Source organism: Nocardiopsis deserti (assembly GCF_008638355.1).
GTDB lineage: Bacteria > Actinomycetota > Actinomycetes > Streptosporangiales > Streptosporangiaceae > Nocardiopsis > Nocardiopsis alborubida.
Window position 1 is genome coordinate 257,744 of sequence record NZ_VWVS01000013.1, and the last position, 17,022, is coordinate 274,765.

Sequence of the window (17,022 nt, forward strand, 5' to 3'; positions counted from 1 at the left end):
CGTGTTGGGCGTCAGTGCATGACGTGATTATTCTGTTACAGAAAGTCACCAAGGTCACGAACTCCTCGCATGTGGGAGTTTCGGGCCGACGGGGGAACCTCGCCGCCCTCCCCAGGGGCCGCCAACGGCGGGCAAAGTCCCCGGCACGCCGCGGGTGGCGGCTCCGCGATCTCCTGACCCGGCCATACATTGGCCGCGGTCATGTGGGTAGGGCTGCGTCCAACGGCCCAGCGGACGCGCACAGCCGTCCCGCCCCACGACACGTCAGAAGGAGCGCTGTATATGTCTCGGCCTCGTATCGTGGTGGTCGGCGCGGGCTTCGGTGGTCTCCACACCCTGCGCCACCTCGAACGCCGCATCCCGGCGGGCGCGGCGGACATCGCCCTCGTCGCGCCGCACGACTACATGCTCTACAGCCCCCTGCTGCCGCAGGTGGCCTCGGGGCTGCTCACACCGCAGTCGGTCGCCATGTCGGTGCACCGGCTGACGCGGCAGACCCGGTTCGTCCCCGGACACGCCGTCGGCGTGGACCCGGGGGACCGCGTGGTCGTCGTACGGCGCCCCACCGGCGAGCTCGCCCCGGTCCGCTACGACCGCCTGGTCCTGGCGCCCGGCGGGGTCACCCGCGCCTTCGACATCCCCGGTCTGGCCGAGCACGCCTACGGCGCCAAGACGCTGGCCGAGGCGGTGCTCCTGCGCGACCACGTCCTGGCCCAGCTGGAACTGGCCAACGACAGCCGCGACCCGGCCGAGCGCGAGGAGCGCTGCCGCTTCATCGTCGTCGGCGGCGGCTACACCGGCGTCGAGACCGCGGCCTCGCTCATGCGCCTGTGCCAGGAGGCGGCCAAGCGCTACCCGGACCTGCGCTCGGTGATCCGCTGGCACCTGGTGGACATCGCGCCCAAGGTGCTGCCCGAACTCGGCGACCGCCTCGGCCGCAAGGCGCTCGACCTGATGCGCTCCATCGGCGTCGAGGTCAAGCTCAAGGTGAGCGTGCGCGAGGTGACCGACGACAAGGTGGTGCTCACCGACGGCCGCGCCCTGCCCTGCCGCACCCTCATCTGGACGGCGGGAGTCTCGCCGAGCCCCCTCATGGAGACCCTGGACAAGCCCACCCAGAAGGGCCGACTGGAGGTCGGCGCCGACCTGCGGGTCCCCGGACTCGACGACGTCTTCGCCGTCGGCGACGCCGCGGCGGTGCCCAACCTCTCGCACGAGGACAGCGACTACTGCCCGCCGACCGCCCAGTACGCCACGCGCCAGGCGGCCACCGTCGCCGAGAACGTGGTCTCGTCCGTCCTGGGGCGCCCGATGAAGGAGTTCCGGCACCGGGACATGGGACTGGTCGTGGACCTGAGCGGGAACGACGCGCTGGCGCGCGTCATGCAGCTGGAGCTGAGCGGCCTGCCCGCGCTGGGCGTCACCCGCGGGTACCACCTGATGGCGGTGCCCTCCCCGACCGCGCGGGCGCGCATCCTGGCCAACTGGGGGATCCGCGAGTTCACCGGCGGCGACACCTCGCGCCTGGGGTTCGCCGACGGCGGGCGCCCGTCCTCGTTCGTGGCCAACGAGTCGGTCGACTACCTGGACGTGGAGTCCTCCCGCCGGGAGGGCGCGCGTCTGCTGGAGAACCTGCACGCGCGCTACGGCGAGCTCTGACCGGGGGGCGTCCGGGCCCGCTGGGCTCGGACGGCCGCGCCTTCACCGACCGGCCGCGGCGGCCGCCACGCCCCGCCGCGGCCGGTCGGGTGCGGGGCCGCGGGGGTCAGGAACGGACCAGGCGGGCGATCGCGTCGGAGGCCTCGCGCACCTTCGCGTCCGCCTCCTCACCGCCGTTGGCCACCGCGTTGGACACGCAGTGCTTGAGGTGCTCGTCGAGCATGGACAGCGCGAAGGACCGCAGCGCCTTGTTGGCCGCCGACGTCTGGGTCAGGATGTCGATGCAGTACTGGTCGTCCTCGACCATCCGCTGCAACCCGCGGATCTGGCCCTCGATACGGCGCAGCCGGTTGATGTGGCTCTGCTTGTCGTTACTGTAACCGTGGGTCGCAGCCATGCTCCCGCTTCCGTGTCGTTCCTGCTCAGATGCCATTACCATACCCCCTCGTGGTATCCAACGGCGGGGGCTGGGAACGCATTCCGCCGGTGCGCCCCCTCCGAGTGCGCGTGCCGCCGCCAACGCGGCCGTAGTAGGAGTTTCCCAGACGAACGGGGACCGCTCGCCGTGCCGGGAGGCACGCGCGCCCCGCGTGCGGCGGGCGTCACCGCGCGTAAACGTCCGGTCCGCTCTGGGCAACGCGGGGGCGGGGACCTTGCCCGCGGCCCCGCCCCGAACCGACCATGGGCGGTATGACTGACAGCGCCGAGAACGACATCATGGCCACCATCCGAGGGCTGATCGACGAGGAGCACGCGCTCCGCTCCACCACCGAAGGGCTGGACCCGCAGGAGCGCGCCCGCATCAAGCAGGTCGAGGAGGCGCTCGACCAGTGCTGGGACCTGCTCCGCCAGCGCAGGGCCCGCAGCGAGTTCGACCAGGACCCCGACGAGGCCGAGCCGCGCCCGGTCTCCGAGGTCGAGAACTACCGGCAGTAAGGGGTCCGAACCGAAAACCCCGTGTGCTCCGTGAGCGTCAACAGGGGTACAGCGGTGCCGGGCGGTAACCGCATGACCGCACGGCGCCCCACCCCGGGAGCACAGAAGGAAGCGCATGCTCACCACACTGACCGGACTGGGCCTGGCCTCCGCGGCCGGGCTCAACGCCTACATCCCCCTCCTCCTCGTCGGACTGCTCGCACGCTTCACCGACCTGGTCCCGCTCGGCGAGTCCTGGCAGTGGATCGAACACCCCGCCACCCTCGTGGTCCTCACCGTGCTGTTGGTCGTGGAGTTCGCGGCGGACAAGATCCCCGCGGTCGACAGCTTCAACGACGCCCTCCAGACGGTCGTGCGCCCCACATCCGGCGGCATCACCTTCGGCGCGGGGGCCTCCGCCGTGGAACTCGGCGAGATCACCGGGGCCGCCTCCGGCGCCGCCGCGGGCGGGGACGGGGTCTCCTGGTGGGCGGTGGTCGCGGGCGTGGTCGTCTCCCTGGCCTTCCACGCGGTCAAGTCCCTGGCCCGGCCGGTGGCCAACTCCGTGTCCCTCGGGTGCGCGGCACCGGTCGTCTCCTTCCTGGAGGACGCGGTCAGCTTCGTCACCTCGCTGCTGGCCCTCCTGGTGCCCGTCCTCGTCCTCGTCGTGTTCCCGCTCATGGTGGCGGGGAGCGTGTGGGCGGTCCGGCGCGGGCGGCGACTGCGCCGGGAACGCCGTGAGGCGCGGGACGCCGGGCGGCAGGGGGCGGACGCGGACACGTGGACCGGTGCGGACGGCGGTGGCCCGGCGGGGGAGCACCACCCCGGGTGAGGCGCCCCGGCGGGCACGGGAGTCCGGCCAGGGGTGGCGCACGACGCATTCCCCGGCCGGGGCAGGTGCCCGTAAAGTGCGGTCAATGGCTGAGACGACTTTCGACCGAAACGACACCACCCACATCGTCTGGGACTGGAACGGCACGCTCCTGGACGACAACCACGCCAACCTCGCCGCGGTGAACGCCGTGTGCGAGCTGTTCGGCCGCGACCCCGTGGAGATGGACCACTGGCGCTCCGTCTTCCGCCGCCCCCTCATCCCCTGCTACGAGGAGCTCCTGGGCCGGGCCTTCGAGGACGGCGAGTGGGAGCGGGCGGAGCGGCACTACGACAGCAGCTACCTGGAGCACCTCCCCTCCTGCGAGCTCACCGTGGGCGTCCCCGACGTGCTCCGGGAGTGGACCCGCGGCGGCGGCACCCAGTCCCTGCTGTCCATGGCCTCCCACGACCACCTGGTGCCGCTCATCGAGGAGCGCGGCCTGACCGCGCACTTCACCCGGGTGGACGGCCGCCAGTTCCAGACCGAGCACGACTCCAAGGCCGAGCACCTGGTGCGCCACCTCGAACACCAGGACATCGACCCGGCCCGGGTCGTGCTGATCGGCGACATCGACGACGACGCCCGCGCCGCCCGCGAGGCCGGGGCCCGTTCCATCCTCGTCGCCAGCGGCCTGATGTCCCGCGCCCGCCTGGAGGCCACCGGCTCCCCGGTGGTCGACTCCCCGGTGGCCGCCGTGGCCGCGCTGCGCGGGAACTGAGGAGACCTGTCGCGCCCGGGTCCGCCGCACCGGCCACCCGGACCCCGACCGCTCGGACCTCCGGGCGCCGGGCTGACGGGGACGCGAAAGGTCCGGTCACCGGTCCTCCCACCCGCCTCCGGCCCCTGGCAACGGGGGCAGCCCACGCCCGCGCGCCCGCCCGGCTGTGGGCCCCGCACACCGGTTCCCTCCCACCGGTGACCTGCGCACTCGACGCGCCTCCCGGCCCCCGTCGCCCCGGGGGCCGGGCCGTCGGCGCCGACATGGTGTGTTGTTAGATGGGTCTCACAGCGACGCACGGTCGGCGACACACAACCAGCAACACACAGCCGGCAACACACCGTGCGAGACACAGTGCGAATGGGAAGGCGGGCCAATGACGGAGAACAGCGTGCCCCGGGTGCTCTGGAAGCCCGACGAGGAGAGGGCCGCGTCCTCCAACATCGTCGCGTTCGCCCGATGGGCCGAGCGCGAGAAGGGGGTCCGGGCCTTCGGGGACGCCTCCGCCGCGTCCTTCGACTACGACTCCCTGTGGCGCTGGTCGGTCACCGACACCGACGGGTTCTGGGAGTCCGTCTGGGAGTACTACGGCGTGCGCTCCGAGACCCCCTACGAGCGGGTCCTGGGCGAGCGGACCATGCCCGGAGCCGAGTGGTTCCCCGGGGCGACCCTCAACTACGCCCGGCACGTCTTCGAGGGCCGCGACGACGACCACGTCGCCATCCGCCACGCCACCGAGCTGCGCGGCCTCGGTGAGTGGACCTGGGGCGACCTGCGCCGACGCACCGCCGCCATCGCCGCCGGACTGCGCGAGCTGGGCGTGGGCCCCGGCGACCGCGTCGTGGCCTACCTGCCCAACCTGCCCGAGACCGTCGCCGCCTTCTACGCCGCGGCCTCCCTGGGCGCGGTGTGGTCCTCCTGCTCCCCGGACTTCGGCGTGCGCAGCGTCATCGACCGCTTCGCCCAGATCGAGCCCAAGGTCCTGCTCGCCGTGGACGGCTACCGCTACGGGGGCAAGGACTTCGACCGCCGCCCCGTCGTGGAGGAGCTGCGCGCGGCCCTGCCCACCGTCGAGCACACCGTCCTGCTCGACTACCTCCACCCCGGCGGCTCCCTCGACGGCACCCTGCCCTGGGACCGGCTGGAGGAGTCCGGGGCCGGAACCGAGCTGGAGTTCGCGTCCGTCCCCTTCGACCACCCCCTGTGGGTGCTCTACTCCTCGGGCACCACCGGTCTGCCCAAGGCCATCGTCCAGGGACACGGCGGCATCCTCCTCGAACAGCTCAAGAACCTGCACCTGCACCTGGACGCCCGGGAGCACGACCGGGTCTTCTGGTTCACCACCACCGGCTGGATGATGTGGAACTTCCTGGTCAGCGTGCTGCTGACGAAGGCCTCCATCGTCCTGTACGACGGCAGTCCGGCGGCGCCCGACCTGGGCGCCCTGTGGGACCTGGCCGCCGACGCCGGGGTCACCGTCTTCGGCACCAGCGCCGGGTTCCTCTCCTCCTGTATGAAGGAGGGCGTCCACCCCCGTCAGGGCCGCGACCTGTCCGCGCTCAAGGCCATCGGCTCCACCGGCTCGCCGCTCAGCCCCGAGGCCTTCTCCTGGGTCTACGAGGAGTTCGGCGAGGACCTGTGGCTGTTCTCCACCTCCGGCGGCACCGACGTGTGCAGCTGCCTGGTCGGCGGCACCCCGACCCTGCCCGTCCACGAGGGCGAGATCCAGTCCCGGGCCCTGGGCATGGCCGTGGCCTCCTGGGACCCCGACGGCAGGGAGCTCGTCAACGAGGTCGGCGAACTCGTCGTCACCAGGCCCGCCCCGTCCATGCCCCTGTTCCTGTGGGGCGACGACAGCGGCGAGCGGCTGCGCGACAGCTACTTCTCCGTCTACCCGGGCGTGTGGCGGCACGGTGACTGGATCGTGATCACCGACCGCGGCACCGCGGTCATCCACGGTCGCTCCGACTCCACCATCAACCGCGGCGGCGTGCGCATGGGCACCAGCGAGATCTACCGCGCGGTCCTGGCCCTGGACGAGGTCGTCGACGCCCTGGTCGTGGACGTGCCCCAGGCCGACGGCTCCTCCCGGATCGAGCTGTTCACCGTGCTGCGGGAGGGCGCCGACCTGGAGGGCGACCTGCCCCGGGAGATCGCCCGCCGCATCCGCACCGACTGCTCGCCCCGCCACGTGCCCGACCGCGTCCGCGTCATCGGCGCGGTGCCCCGGACGCTGTCCGGAAAGGTCCTGGAGGTGCCGGTCAAGCGCATCCTCATGGGGGAGCGGCCCGACCGGGTCGCCAGCCGGGACTCGCTGGCCAACCCCGAGGCGCTCGACTTCTTCAGCACCCTGGCCGGGGAACGGGAGGACGCGGGCTGACCGGGGGCGCCGCCGGGCGCGGGTGACCGGCCCCCGCGTCCGGCGGCGCGTGGCCGTCCGCGGCCATGTGCCCCGGCCCGTTGTCGCCGCGCGGGCGACGACATAGCCTGACGGGCGTGACACAGAACCGGTCTGGCGAGACCTCCGCCGCTCCCGCGGGTCCGGCCTCGGGTCGGGGCCGGATCGACGGCATCGACGCGGCACGCGCCCTCGCGGTGTTCGGGATGTTCGTCGTCCACCTCGGAGTGGAGTCCATGGGGCTGCTGTCGCCCGAGGGCTACGCCTGGGACGTGCACGGCGTCGTGCGCGGCAACTCCTCGGCGCTCTTCGCCCTCCTGGCGGGAACCTCCCTGGCCATGATGACCGGGCGCACCGACCCGGTCGGCGGCGACCGCCTGCGCGTGGCCGTCGTGCGCATCCTCACCCGCGCGGCGCTCATCGGCGTTCTGGGGCTGGTGCTGGACCTCATGGGGGTCCCGGTCGCCATCATCCTGACCTACTACGCGGGCTTCTTCGTACTGGCCCTGCCCCTGCTCAAGCTGCGCTCGGGTGCGCTGTGGACGGTGGCGGGAGTCTCGGCCGTGCTCGGCCCGCCGCTCTCGTTCCTGCTGCGGGACAACGTCTTCCCGCCCTCGCCGCGCACGTCCTCGCTGACCTCGTTCAGCGACTTCTTCCTGACCGGCTACTACCCGGCGATCACCTTCATGGCCTTCGTGACCGCGGGGATGGCGCTGGGACGGCTGGACCTGGCCGCCACCGCGGTGCGGCTGCGCCTGCTGGCCTCCGGCGCCGCCCTGCTGCTGTTCGGACACCTCGGCTCCTGGATCCTGCTCAACCCGATGGGCGGCATGGACCGCCTGGTGGAGGCCAGCGGCCCCGCCCTGACCGGCCTGCCCTCGGGCGAGGTCACCGACGAGGCGACGGCGGCCCTGGTGCGCGCCGCGGTGGTCGAGGAGACACAGTCGATCTCGGGGCAGGTGCCCACCGACTCCTGGTGGTGGCTGGCGGTCGGCACGCCCCACACCGGCACCACCTTCGAGATGGCAGAGGCGGTCGGCCAGGGGCTCGTGGTGCTGGTGGTGTGCATGTTCCTGTGCGACCGCTTCCGGGTCCTCATGTACCCGCTGACCTCGGTCGGCCGGATGCCGTTGACCGTCTACTCCGGCCACATCCTGGTCCTGGCGATGGTCATCGCCGCCTCCGGCGGGATCGGCTGGCAGCAGCCGTGGCTGCTGGAGGGCTTCGTCCTGGGGGCGCTGGTCTTCGCCACCCTGTGGCGGCTGGCGGCGGGCAGGGGACCGGCCGAGCTCCTCCTCGGCGAGGCGGCCAACGGCGTGGTCGCCCTGGTGGAGGAGCGAAGAGCCGCCGCCGACGGGCGCCTTCCCCGCCGTCCTAGCGACGATCCCCCCGCGTGATCCTGGCCGAGGTGCGGTCGCGGTGGGCCAGGGAGTCGGTGGTGGTCCGCGTGTTCTGCCGCATGAGCCTGCGCGCGTCGTCGGCCGCCGACCGCGCGACCGCCGGGCTGGCCACGGGGCGCTGCGCGACCTCGGCGTCCTCGGGAAGGCCGATGTCCATGGGCAGGCCCGCCCGGCTGATCACCCGCAACTGGGCGTCCTCCTGCGACCTGGAGGGCCGGATGTCGCCGTCGGGGGTGCGCCACGCCTTCAGACGGGCGTGCAGCCAGTCGGTGCCCTGGTACTCGGGCCCGCTCGGCCACGGCACGCCGTCGGGGCGGTGCCCCAGCGCGTGCAGCGCGTCGGCGACGGTCCACCCGGCGGAGAAGAAGCGCGCGGTCTCGCTGCGCAGCACGCGAAAGTCCACGCGGCGCAGGGACGCCTCCTCACGGCGCAGCGTCTCGCAGGCGTCGTGCACGTCGCGGGGGGTGTGCCGGGTGCGGTGCAGGGGGTCGGCCTCGGGTTTGCGCAGCAGGGAGTCGTCCACCGTCACGATCACCTCGCCACGGCGGTTGTCCCAGACGCTGACCTCCTCGCGCGCCCACCCCTGGGCCTCGGCCAGGGCCACCGCCATCCTGCGCAGGTCGACCCGCTCGTCGTCGCTGCTGATCCGGAACTCCGCCATGCCCCCAGCCTAAGGGCGTCCGCCGGTGGGCGCCGGACATGGCCCGGCCGAAAACGTCGCTGGTGTGACGCAAGGGCTCTGACCTGCGCGGAGACAGGGCCGCAGGGGCGCACCCGGAGCGGACACCTACGCCAGACGCCCTAACCCGGCTCCACCGGGCGGACCATCACCAGCTGCGGTCCCCCCGCCGCGTCCACGAAGCGGCGGCCGGTGAAGGCGAACCCGGCGCGGCCGTAGACGCGGGCCGCAGCGTGGTTGGCCTCGTCCACGCACAGCACCAGCTCGGCCGCGTCCGGCGCCACCTCTCCCGCCAGCCGGTCCAGCAGCGGTGGGGAGCACACGGCCCGCCCCACGCCCCGGCCCTGCCAGGCGGTGGTGACGTAGAAGGCGCGCAGCAGCACCGCCCGCTTCGGTTCGGCTACCAGGTCGCGCGCGTGCACGGCCCGGTCCAGCACGCCGAAACCGGCGCAGGCCGCCCGCGCCCCGGCGGCGTCGGTGACGATCCCCGAACCGACGACGGCGAAGGGCGTGCGCGCAGGGTCGGCGTCGGCGGCGGGCAGGGTGGTCACCGGCAGCAGCACGTAGCCGCGCTGGCCGGGCGGCAGGCGGTGGCGCAGCACGGTCTCCCGCAGCAGGTCCGCCTCCGGTGTGGACCGGTCCAGCCGTACCAGGCGCACCGGCTCCGCCCCGCCCGTGCGCCGCTCGATCCGCTCTCCGGCTGACATCACCACTCCCGTCACCTCAGGGTCCGCCCCTCCGGCTCCCGGGCCCGGCGGGGCGGGGCTTTCCGGGGGGAGGATTCGGGCCAGTCTCGCATCCCGCCCGCGCCCACAAAGGGAGTGCTCCGGTCTAGACCGCACGTGTCCGTCCGGACGGGGAGAGAACGGTATGGATGTCCTTTTTCGGGGATTTTCTGGGGTGGATTGGAGGAAAAGACGGCGAAGACCCACCGCATGCGTTGGAGGCTCCTCCAACCTTGGGCGGCTCGATCCGGACGGATGCTGACGGCGGCTCCGCCCGGCGTTAGGGTGACTGCCTGACGGCCCGGCCCCGGGGGAGACCTCTCCGCGCGCCGCGCCGGAAGACCCGTTTTCGCTGGCCACAGCGGACGGGCAGGCCAGCAACCCGAAGAGCTGTAGGTGCCCGTGCCCCACACCGCATCCGCGCCCGAGGCGGCGACCAACCGCGAACTCCGCGCGTTCCTGCACGGCCTCCCGGGCGTGGACGAGGTCGGCGCGCGAGCCCGCGCCCAGGACCTGTCCACCCGGTCGGTCAAGACCACCGCCAAGGCCCGGGCCATCGACCTGGCCATCACCATGGTGGACCTGACCACCCTGGAGGGCGCCGACACCCCCGGCAAGGTCCGGGCCCTGTGCGCCAAGGCCGCCCACCCCGACCCCACCGACACCACCGTGCCCCGCGTGGGCGCCGTGTGCGTCTACCCCGACATGGTCGCCACCGCCGTCGATGCGCTGCGCGGCACCGGGGTCGGCGTGGCCTCGGTGGCCACCGCCTTCCCCTCCGGCCGGGCGCCCATGGAGGTCAAGCTCGCCGACACCCGCCGCGCGGTCGCCGACGGCGCCAGCGAGATCGACATGGTCATCGACCGCGGCGCGTTCCTGTCCGGCGACTACCTCAAGGTGTTCGAGGAGATCGCCGCCGTCAAGGAGGCCTGCGGCACCGCCCACCTCAAGGTCATCCTGGAGACCGGCGAGCTGGCCACCTACGACAACGTGCGCCGCGCCTCCCACCTGGCCATCCGGGCCGGGGGCGACTTCGTCAAGACCTCCACCGGCAAGGTGTCCCCGGCCGCCACCCTGCCGGTCACCCTGGTCATGCTGGAGGCGGTCCGCGACCACCACGCCGCCACCGGCAGGCGCGTGGGCGTCAAGCCCGCGGGCGGCATCCGCACCACCAAGGACGCCATCCGCAACCTGGTCCTGGTCAACGAGGTCGCCGGTCCCGGATGGCTGACCCCCGACCTGTTCCGGATCGGTGCCTCCAGCCTCCTCAACGACCTGCTCATGCAGCGCACCAGGCTGTCCACCGGCACCTACCCGGGCCCCGACTACTACACGCTGGACTGAGAGCCGTGATCTTCGAGTACGCGCCCGCACCGGAGTCCCGCTCCGTCGTCACCTTGCGCGAGACCTACGAGCTGTTCGTCGACGGCGCCTTCGCCCCGGCCCAGGGCGGCGAGTACCTCACCACCCTCAACCCCGCGGACGAGACCGAGCTCGCCCGGGTCGCCGTCGCCGGGCCCGCCGACGTGGACAGGGCCGTCGCCGCCGCCCGCCGCGCCTTCGACACCGTCTGGGGGCCGATGTCCGGCGCCGAACGCGGCAAGTACCTGTTCCGCATCGCCCGCATCATCCAGGAGCGCTCGCGCGAACTGGCCGTGCTGGAGTCGATGGACAACGGCAAGCCCATCAAGGAGACGCGCGACGTCGACCTGCCGCTGGTCGCCGCGCACTTCTTCTACCACGCCGGGTGGGCCGACAAGCTCGCCCACGCCGGGCTGGGCCCCGACCCGCGCCCGCTGGGCGTGGCCGCCCAGGTCATCCCGTGGAACTTCCCGCTGCTCATGCTCGCGTGGAAGGTCGCCCCGGCACTGGCCACCGGCAACACCGTCGTGCTCAAGCCCGCCGAGACCACCCCGCTCACCGCGCTGGCCTTCGCCGAGATCTGCCAGGAGGCCGACCTGCCTCCGGGCGTGGTCAACATCCTCACCGGCGCGGGCGAGACCGGTCGCGCCCTCGTGGAGCACCCGGGCACCGACAAGGTGGCCTTCACCGGCTCCACCGGGGTCGGCCGCCAGATCGCCCGCTCGGTCGCGGGCACCGGCAAGCGCCTCACCCTGGAGCTCGGCGGCAAGGGCGCGAACATCGTCTACGACGACGCGGCCCTGGACCAGGCGGTCGAGGGCATCGTCTCGGGCATCTTCTTCAACCAGGGCCACGTGTGCTGCGCCGGTTCGCGGCTGCTGGTCCAGGAGTCGATCGCCGAGGAGCTGCTGCCCCGGCTCAAGGAGCGCGTCTCCAGGCTGCGCCTGGGCGACCCGCTGGACAAGAACACCGACATCGGCGCGATCAACTCCGCCGCGCAGCTGGAGCGCATCCGCGAACTCACCGACACCGGCGAGACCGAGGGCGTCGAACGCTGGTCACCCGCCTGCGAGCTGCCCGCGAGCGGCTACTGGTTCGCGCCCACCGTCCTGACCGGCGTCAGCCAGTCCCACCGCGTGGCCCGCGAGGAGATCTTCGGCCCGGTGCTCTCGGTGCTGACCTTCCGCACCCCCGACGAGGCCGTGGCCAAGGCCAACAACACCCCCTACGGACTCTCCGCCGGGGTGTGGACCGAGAAGGGCTCGCGCATGCTCTGGACCGCCGAGCGCCTGCGCGCCGGGGTGGTCTGGTCCAACACGTTCAACAAGTTCGATCCGACCAGCCCCTTCGGCGGCTACAAGGAGTCGGGATACGGCCGCGAGGGCGGGCGGCACGGATTGGAGGCCTACCTTGGCTGAGCGGCGCGAGAACCGGAAGACCGCCAGGAGCGCGGCCAGGGCCGCGGAGGGCACGGCCGACGGCGCCGCGCCCGCCCGGCTGGCGGTCCGCAAGACCTACAAGCTCTACCTGGGCGGGGCCTTCCCCCGCTCGGAATCGGGCAGGAGCTACCCCGTGACCTCCGCCAGCGGCCAGCACCTGGCCAACGCCTCGCTCGCCTCCCGCAAGGACGCCCGCGACGCCGTGGCCGCGGCGCGCAAGGCCTTCGGCGGCTGGTCGGCGCGCACCGCCTACAACCGCGGCCAGATCCTGTACCGGGTCGCGGAGATGCTGGAGGGGCGCCGCGAACAGTTCACCGCCCAGGCCGCGGCCGCGCAGGGGCTCTCCCGCGCCGACGCCGAACGCGTGGTCGACGCCGCCGTGGACCGGTGGGTGTACTACGCGGGCTGGACCGACAAGGTCGCCCAGGTCCTGGGCGGCGCCAACCCCGTCTCGGGGCCCTACTACAACCACTCCGCGCCCGAGCCCACCGGCGTGGTCGCGGTGTTCGCCCCCCAGGGCGCGCCGCTGCTCGGCCTGACCTCCGTGGTCGCCCCCGTGATCGCCACCGGCAACACCGCCGTCGTGGTCACCTCCGAGGACGCGCCGCTGGCCGCGGTCGACCTGGCCGAGGTGCTGGCCACCTCCGACCTGCCGGGCGGCGTGGTCAACCTGCTCACCGGACGCGTGCCGGAGCTGGGCCCCCACCTGGCCTCGCACGCCGACGTCAACGCCCTGGACCTCACCGGAGCCGGAGACCTGGCCGCGGAGTTCGAGAGGGCCGCCGCGGACACGCTCACCCGGGTGCTGCGCCCCGGCCCCGGCTCCGACGGCGGCGAGGACGCCTGGTTCGACCCCGATCCCGGCACCGCGCGCCTGAAGCCCTTCCTGGAGACCAAGACGGTCTGGCACCCCGTCGGAATCTAGGTGTACTGACACGAGGGCTCTGACCTGCGCTGATCTTGTACTTGTAGCGAGGTTCGACGCCCCGGACGCGCTATAAGTACAAGATCACGCCGAGAGCGTCCGCTCAGCGGACCGGACACGGCGCCAGGCACCAACGAACGGAGAGACCCGCTGTGACTCGCACACCCCAGGCAGCCGCCGAGGAGGCCGCCGCCGAACTGCGCTCGCGCACCGGCGTGGACGCCTACGACGTCGCCCTGGTCATGGGATCGGGGTGGGCCTCCGCGGCCGACCTGCTCGGCGACTCCGGGCAGGAGCTGCCCACCACCGAACTGCCCGGCTTCGTGCCCCCCGCCGTGGAGGGCCACAGCGGCACCGTGCGCAGCATCAGGGCGGGCGACCGCTCCCTGCTCGCCTTCCTGGGCCGCACCCACCTGTACGAGGGCCACGGCACCGACGCCGTCGTGCACGGCGTGCGCACCGCCGTGGCGGCCGGGGCCACCACGGTCGTGCTGACCAACGCCGCGGGCGGCATCAACCCCGCCTACGCGGTGGGGTCCCCGGTGCTCATCGCCGACCACCTCAACATGACCGCGCGGTCCCCGCTGACCGGCGCGACCTTCGTCGACCTCACCGAGACCTACACCCCCGCCCTGCGCGAGCTGGCCCGCTCGGTGGACCCCTCCCTGCCCGAGGGCGTGTACGCGGCCATGCCCGGCCCGCACTTCGAGACGCCCGCCGAGATCCGCATGCTCAGCGCCATGGGCGCCGACCTGGTCGGCATGTCCACCGTGCTGGAGGCGATCGCCGCCCGCGCCGCGGGCGCCCGGGTGCTGGGCCTGTCGCTGGTCACCAACGTCGCGGCCGGGCTCACGGGGGCCAACCTCGACCACGAGGACGTGCTGGCCACCGGTCGCGACGCCGCCGGAACCGTCGGCCGTCTGCTCGCCGACATCGTCGCCAAGCTCTGAGGGGAGCTCCCATGACCGACCTCGCCCGGGCCAGGCAGTGGATCGCCCAGGACCCCGACCCCGACACGCGCGCGGAGCTGGCGGGGCTGGTGGAGCGCGCCGACCGGGGCGAGGCCGACGCGCTGGCCGACCTCGACGCCCGCTTCGGGGCCCGCCTGGAGTTCGGCACCGCCGGACTGCGCGGCGCCCTCGGCGCGGGCCCCAACCGGATGAACCGGGTGGTGGTCATGCGGGCCGCGGCGGGGATCGCCGCCTGGCTCGGCGAGGGGCCCGGGCACGTGGTCGTCGGCTACGACGCCCGGCACCGCTCGGCGGACTTCGCGCGCGACAGTGCCGCCGTCCTCACCGGTGCCGGGCACCGCGTGTCCCTCATGCCCGGACCGCTGCCCACCCCCGTCCTGGCCTTCGCCGTCCGCGACCTGGGCGCCGACGCCGGGATCATGGTCACCGCCAGCCACAACCCGCCCCAGGACAACGGCTACAAGGTCTACGCGGGGGCGGCCAAGGCGGGTGGCGACGCCGACGCGGGAACCCAGATCGTCTCCCCGGCCGACGCCGAGATCTCCGCCGCCATCGACGCCGTGGGCCCGGTCGACGCACTGCCCCTGGGCGAGGGGTGGACGGTGCTGGGGGAGGAGGCGGTGGAGCGCTACCTGGACGCGGTCACCGCACTGGTCCCGGGCAAGGACCGCGACCTGGCCACCACCTACACCGCCATGCACGGCGTGGGCGGCCGGGTGCTGCTGGCGGCGATGGAACGGGCCGGGTTCCCCCGCCCGTCCGTGGTCGCCGCCCAGTTCGAGCCCGACCCCGACTTCCCGACCGTGGACTTCCCCAACCCGGAGGAGCCCGGCGCCATGGACATGGCGCTGGCCACCGGCGCCGCCGACCGCTCCGACCTGGTCATCGCCAACGACCCCGACGCCGACCGGCTCGCGCTCGCGGTCCCCGGGCACGGCCTGCTCACCGGCAACGAGGTGGGCGGGCTGCTGGCCGAGTACGTGCTCGACCACACCAGCGGGACCGACCGGGTGGTGGCCGCCTCGATCGTCTCCTCCAGCCTGCTCGGCAAGATCGCCCGGGACCGGGGCGTGCACTACGAGGAGACCCTCACCGGATTCAAGTGGCTGGCGCGCGCGGGCGGCCCCGGGCAGCGGCGGGTCTTCGCGTTCGAGGAGGCGCTGGGCTACTGCGTGGGCGCCGACGGCGGCCGTCCGGTCGCGGACAAGGACGGGATCAGCGCGGCCCTGGTGGCCGCGGCGCTCGCCGCCCGCGCCAGGCGGGACGGGGTCACCCTGCTCGACCTGCTCGAAGACCAGGCGCGCCGGTACGGCCTGCACCTGAGCGACCAGCTGTCGGTGCGGGTGGAGGACCTGTCGGTCATCTCCGCGGCGATGCGGCGGTTGCGCGCCGAACCGCCCGCCGCGTTCGGACCCCTGCGTGTGGTGGGGGTGGACGACTTCGCCGTCGGACACGCGGGTCTGCCGCCGACGGACGCCCTGCGCTTCCGGTTGGAGGGCAGGGGACGTGTGACGCTCAGGCCCTCGGGGACCGAGCCCAAGCTGAAGGCCTACGTCGAGGTGGTGCTGGATGTGGACGGTGACGTGGCGGCCACCCGCGCACTGGGCTCGGACCTGCTCGCCGAGCTGATGGCCTCGGTCACCGTGGCTGTCGGGGGGTGAGGGTTCCTCAGCTGCCGTCGGAGGGTTCCACGACCGGTCGGTGCACGACCTCGTCGATGACGGTGAGCGTCTGGGTGGACGTCACACCGGGAAGCGACTGCAACCGGGTGAGGATCAGGTCGCGGAGCTGGTTGGTGTTGGCGACGCGGACGAGGAGGACGATGTCCGCCGAGCCCACGACGTACCAGCAGTACTCGATCTCCGGGTAGGAGGACAGGATCTCCCGGTTGGCCCGCCAGTCCGGCTGGCTGCCCGAGATGAGGACGAGCGCGGTGACGCCGAGCCCCATCTTGGAGTGGTCGGTCACCACGGAGTAGCCGCGGATGACGCCCTCGTCGGTGAGCCGCTTGATGCGGTTGTAGGCCGTCGCGCGGGACACGTTGGCCAGTGCGGCGATCTCGGTGATCCCGGTCCGCGCGTCCTTGGCGAGCGCGCTCAGGATCGTCTGGTCGGTCGTGTCCGGCCGCCGGCCGTTCCTCCTCTGGTCGCCCATGGCCATGTGCGTGCTCCTCGTGTGCTCTTGTTTCAGGACGAAGCCCCTCGCTGTCGTCATTGACCGGGGCTAACGAGTTACCAGGTAAACGTTGTTTCCGTCTATCGGAATCTCAGTCGGCGAGATGCGCCGCGTTCGGGCACCCCCTCCGGCCGCCGCGGGGACGGCATCGGAGGAGGACGGGAGCGGGGACCCTGGCGCGGGGTCCGACGGGCGGGGGGAGGGCGCGTCGGGAGTCCGACTGTACTCGTGGTCGACGCTGTCGGTGGATGGGGTGGTTTCCCGGACCGGCGGCGCCTACACCGCTCGGACCGGAACACGACAGAACTTCTTGTCGCAGGGCTCCATAGGATCCAAGTGTCGGGAAATCGGGGGGTTTCGTTGACCGGATGACCGGTGCCTCGAACGTATGCGCTCGGCACCGGGACGCGCATCCGCCGCGGCCGATCGCGGCTGTTCCGTGACCCTAGGCCCTCCCCCCGACAACCCGGTGTGCGCTCCCGGTCGCAGCTCGCGCTCCCCGGGGGCCGACGGTGTTCGTGAGGTGTACAGGCCCGTGTGTCGTTTTCTCGGGTGGAACGGGGTTCAGGCTGGACGTCAGGGGATGATGTGGCGTGTTTCGTTCCCATGCGTATCAACTATCCGTGGATATCTAGCGGAAGTGTCGAGTCTTCCGGAGAATCTGCGTACAGGACAGACACCACCCGGGCCCGGCCCGCGCCACCGCGCGGGACAGGGCCACGTTGGGAGCCGCTCGACATGCCCGCACGTCGCCCGCCATCGCCCCAGAGCCCGCTTCCCGG

General features: G+C 72.9%; 15 protein-coding genes. 11 read left to right on the plus strand and 4 right to left on the minus strand.

Going from position 1 to position 17,022, the window contains the following annotated elements; translation table 11 throughout:
* The first annotated feature begins 282 nt into the window (after window positions 1-282).
* Window positions 283-1,659 carry an NAD(P)/FAD-dependent oxidoreductase gene (locus FYW99_RS17995; protein ID WP_150253169.1) on the plus strand — a complete coding sequence of 459 codons (1,377 nt, stop codon included), beginning with the start codon at window positions 283-285 and terminating at the stop codon, window positions 1,657-1,659.
* 106 nt (window positions 1,660-1,765) lie between these two features.
* On the opposite strand, the gene FYW99_RS18000 is transcribed toward FYW99_RS17995, so the two are convergent.
* Complete coding sequence (locus tag FYW99_RS18000) at window positions 1,766-2,056, minus strand: metal-sensitive transcriptional regulator (RefSeq protein WP_017565228.1); 291 nt, start codon at window positions 2,054-2,056, stop codon at window positions 1,766-1,768.
* A gap of 293 nt (window positions 2,057-2,349) precedes the next feature.
* Here FYW99_RS18000 and FYW99_RS18005 point away from each other — a divergent pair, with 293 nt between their 5' ends.
* From FYW99_RS18005 to FYW99_RS18025, 5 genes are all read left to right on the plus strand, one after another.
* Window positions 2,350-2,595 (plus strand): DUF2630 family protein, encoded by a 246-nt coding sequence (locus FYW99_RS18005; protein ID WP_150253170.1) that lies wholly within the window; start codon window positions 2,350-2,352, stop codon window positions 2,593-2,595.
* Window positions 2,596-2,710: 115 nt separating this feature from the next.
* Window positions 2,711-3,406, plus strand: coding sequence for a DUF4126 domain-containing protein (locus FYW99_RS18010; protein WP_150253171.1), 696 nt, complete (start codon window positions 2,711-2,713; stop codon window positions 3,404-3,406).
* 85 nt (window positions 3,407-3,491) lie between these two features.
* Complete coding sequence (locus FYW99_RS18015) at window positions 3,492-4,166, plus strand: HAD family hydrolase (RefSeq protein WP_150253172.1); 675 nt, start codon at window positions 3,492-3,494, stop codon at window positions 4,164-4,166.
* Window positions 4,167-4,542: 376 nt separating this feature from the next.
* Window positions 4,543-6,546, plus strand: coding sequence for an acetoacetate--CoA ligase (locus FYW99_RS18020; protein WP_150253173.1), 2,004 nt, complete (start codon window positions 4,543-4,545; stop codon window positions 6,544-6,546).
* Window positions 6,547-6,662: 116 nt separating this feature from the next.
* On the plus strand, window positions 6,663-7,961 hold the full coding sequence (locus FYW99_RS18025; protein ID WP_150253174.1) for a heparan-alpha-glucosaminide N-acetyltransferase domain-containing protein: 1,299 nt from the start codon (window positions 6,663-6,665) through the stop codon (window positions 7,959-7,961).
* Here FYW99_RS18025 and FYW99_RS18030 read toward each other — a convergent pair.
* Entirely contained in the window at window positions 7,939-8,625 is a 687-nt protein-coding gene (locus FYW99_RS18030; protein ID WP_150253175.1) for a hypothetical protein, read from the minus strand. The two genes, FYW99_RS18025 and FYW99_RS18030, sit on opposite strands and share 23 nt — an antisense overlap.
* 140 nt (window positions 8,626-8,765) lie before the next feature.
* A complete protein-coding gene (locus tag FYW99_RS18035; protein WP_150253176.1) occupies window positions 8,766-9,350 on the minus strand; it encodes a GNAT family N-acetyltransferase in 585 nt (194 codons plus the stop codon).
* A gap of 414 nt (window positions 9,351-9,764) precedes the next feature.
* Here FYW99_RS18035 and deoC point away from each other — a divergent pair, with 414 nt between their 5' ends.
* From deoC to FYW99_RS18060, 5 genes are all read left to right on the plus strand, one after another.
* The gene (deoC, locus tag FYW99_RS18040) at window positions 9,765-10,712 is read left to right on the plus strand and encodes a deoxyribose-phosphate aldolase (protein WP_150253177.1); all 948 of its coding nucleotides are present in this window, start codon (window positions 9,765-9,767) and stop codon (window positions 10,710-10,712) included.
* Between the two features lie 5 nt (window positions 10,713-10,717).
* A complete protein-coding gene (locus FYW99_RS18045; protein ID WP_150253178.1) occupies window positions 10,718-12,148 on the plus strand; it encodes an aldehyde dehydrogenase family protein in 1,431 nt (476 codons plus the stop codon).
* The gene (locus FYW99_RS18050) at window positions 12,141-13,094 is read left to right on the plus strand and encodes an aldehyde dehydrogenase family protein (RefSeq protein ID WP_150253179.1); all 954 of its coding nucleotides are present in this window, start codon (window positions 12,141-12,143) and stop codon (window positions 13,092-13,094) included. The genes FYW99_RS18045 and FYW99_RS18050 overlap by 8 nt, the downstream gene beginning before the upstream one ends.
* Before the next feature lie 152 nt (window positions 13,095-13,246).
* A complete protein-coding gene (locus FYW99_RS18055; RefSeq protein ID WP_150253180.1) occupies window positions 13,247-14,044 on the plus strand; it encodes a purine-nucleoside phosphorylase in 798 nt (265 codons plus the stop codon).
* 11 nt (window positions 14,045-14,055) lie between these two features.
* The gene (locus FYW99_RS18060) at window positions 14,056-15,726 is read left to right on the plus strand and encodes a phospho-sugar mutase (protein WP_150253181.1); all 1,671 of its coding nucleotides are present in this window, start codon (window positions 14,056-14,058) and stop codon (window positions 15,724-15,726) included.
* Between the two features lie 7 nt (window positions 15,727-15,733).
* Here the strand turns inward: FYW99_RS18060 and FYW99_RS18065 are convergent, their stop codons facing one another.
* The gene (locus FYW99_RS18065) at window positions 15,734-16,225 is read right to left on the minus strand and encodes an Lrp/AsnC family transcriptional regulator (protein ID WP_150253289.1); all 492 of its coding nucleotides are present in this window, start codon (window positions 16,223-16,225) and stop codon (window positions 15,734-15,736) included.
* Window positions 16,226-17,022 lie beyond the last annotated feature (797 nt).

Coding starts and splice junctions, on each gene's coding strand:
- FYW99_RS18015 (WP_150253172.1), top strand. CDS start 3,492: ATGGCTGAGACGACTTTCGACCGAAACGACACCACCCACATCGTCTGG.
- FYW99_RS18030 (WP_150253175.1), bottom strand. CDS start 8,625: ATGGCGGAGTTCCGGATCAGCAGCGACGACGAGCGGGTCGACCTGCGC.
- FYW99_RS18065 (WP_150253289.1), bottom strand. CDS start 16,225: ATGGCCATGGGCGACCAGAGGAGGAACGGCCGGCGGCCGGACACGACC.
- FYW99_RS18010 (WP_150253171.1), top strand. CDS start 2,711: ATGCTCACCACACTGACCGGACTGGGCCTGGCCTCCGCGGCCGGGCTC.
- FYW99_RS18020 (WP_150253173.1), top strand. CDS start 4,543: ATGACGGAGAACAGCGTGCCCCGGGTGCTCTGGAAGCCCGACGAGGAG.
- FYW99_RS18060 (WP_150253181.1), top strand. CDS start 14,056: ATGACCGACCTCGCCCGGGCCAGGCAGTGGATCGCCCAGGACCCCGAC.
- FYW99_RS18035 (WP_150253176.1), bottom strand. CDS start 9,350: ATGTCAGCCGGAGAGCGGATCGAGCGGCGCACGGGCGGGGCGGAGCCG.
- FYW99_RS18000 (WP_017565228.1), bottom strand. CDS start 2,056: ATGGCTGCGACCCACGGTTACAGTAACGACAAGCAGAGCCACATCAAC.
- FYW99_RS17995 (WP_150253169.1), top strand. CDS start 283: ATGTCTCGGCCTCGTATCGTGGTGGTCGGCGCGGGCTTCGGTGGTCTC.
- FYW99_RS18005 (WP_150253170.1), top strand. CDS start 2,350: ATGACTGACAGCGCCGAGAACGACATCATGGCCACCATCCGAGGGCTG.